This is a genomic window from Halobacterium sp. CBA1126 (genome assembly GCF_009741975.1).
GTDB lineage: Archaea > Halobacteriota > Halobacteria > Halobacteriales > Halobacteriaceae > Halobacterium.
The window spans coordinates 1-1626 of record NZ_WPCF01000198.1 but is presented as its reverse complement, the minus strand read 5'-3'; the positions used below and the strand labels follow the sequence as shown (position 1 = coordinate 1626).

The following is a 1626-nucleotide window of genomic DNA, read 5'->3' as shown; positions in this document are numbered from 1 at the left end:
GTCTTGTCGTTGAATGTACGGTCGCAAATCCTTACAGAGATACCGCTGATACTCTCGATAGCTGCCGTGTTTGATCACTGACTCAGACTGGCAGCGCGGGCAAACAGAGGCCCTCGCGCCAGCAACCTGCTCCAGCAGGTTCGCGGCGCTCGTCTCCGAAACTCAGCAAATTCAAAATGGAAACATTGCGTTCGGGTGACGCGGACGCGTCGCCCTTGCCCGCTACGCTTTCACAGCGTCAGCTCTACCCGACCAAACAATCTGCTTCCGAAGAGCGTACGAGATGTCGTGGTGGGCAGCCGTGTCAAGTTGGGTTGCCAGCTGGTGCTGTGTGTCGAGGCCAGTATGGAATCGATTGATAAGCTCGGTTTGATGTTCCGGACAGGTGAGAATCGCGACAGCACCGTCTTCAACCGGCACTAGCGGCTGGTGTGGTGTATGTGCTGCGAGGCCGCAACTGGGACAGCTCACGCCGCCAGCAGGCCGGTGATTAAGGAGTTCAGCAGATGCCTCCGTCGTGTATCCACAGACCGAGGCGAATTGCTGTAGGTGGTCGTCACAGGCGATCAGCGGGGCTGTAAGCTGGTCGAGAAGCAGGAACGACAGCGTTTGTCGTTCTGGAGACTGAAGTGCTAACTCGCATGCGTCGCACTGCATCGGTGGAAGACCTTGGTTGCCATCTGAGTCGTGGTGCAGCGATTCTCCGAGGTCCATCTGAGGACGGGTTTCGGTTGCTACGCTAGACGGGTAAGTGATGGGGAGCACAAAGGCGTTAGATACCCACAGAAGGTTTAACCAACATCTGGTGTAGTTCGTTCAGTTTGTTGGTTAAGTCCGGTCCGGCTCAATAGCTTCAAATTACTCGTGGATTGCCCGTCGTGTGCACAGCAGAACTATCACAGCAATATGTTCCTGAAAGTAGGAGTTACGGCGCATCTCCGACCGAGCTACAAGATTGCTCGTTCACACGAAATTCGTGATTTCGTGTGTACATACCAAAATTCGCCGGCCACGACGCGCAACCCCGTGGAAAGATACATTCTGAGGGAATCTATAGCTGAGCGAAGATACTAATGTGCAAGCTTAATTATCTCAGATAGTGACAGAAGAAGAAAAAGAAGAACGAGATCTTCCGAGCGTGGATGGATGGCATATTGGGTGGAGCATAGTCGGGTTAGCTCTAATCGTCAGTCCATTCAATAACCTCCTCATCGGTCTGCTCTCCGCGATAGTCGCTTTTTTCGGCGCTATTTCATTCACGTACCTATTCATCCAACTTGATGGACGGATATTCCAAATCCAATCAAAAACTACAGACATCTACTGGTTGTTTTTCATTCCTCTGATTTTTCTCATGAGATTTTTCTCTGATTCTTCTGGCTCTGGTGAGGTTGTAATACGGATTCCTGAAGTGGCTGGTGGAGGAATTGAGCCGATTATTGCGGGAGTTTCCGTCTTAGGGGCGTTAGCCTCAATTGCTGGTCTCGCGCTACAATTTTTCGGGGGAGATTAGTAGAAGTAAATCCATCCGAGTAGCCGGTACAGGCCCCTGAGATTCTACAGCGCTGTGCTGAGGTGTGGGGAGTGTTTTGGATTGGTGGCCTTAGCCACACGTTCTTTGGTTCC

1 protein-coding gene and 1 pseudogene are annotated in these 1626 nt (G+C 51.8%); one reads left to right on the top strand and one right to left on the bottom strand.

Features of this window, described 5'->3' with window-relative positions; genetic code table 11:
• Positions 1–138, bottom strand: a pseudogene (locus GJ634_RS15135) (IS1 family transposase); the annotation flags it as partial.
• Between the two features lie 961 nt (positions 139–1099).
• Here GJ634_RS15135 and GJ634_RS15130 point away from each other — a divergent pair.
• Positions 1100–1513: a hypothetical protein gene (locus GJ634_RS15130; RefSeq protein WP_157503653.1), complete on the top strand. Its 414-nt coding sequence runs from the start codon at positions 1100–1102 to the stop codon at positions 1511–1513.
• Positions 1514–1626: the final 113 nt, after the last annotated feature.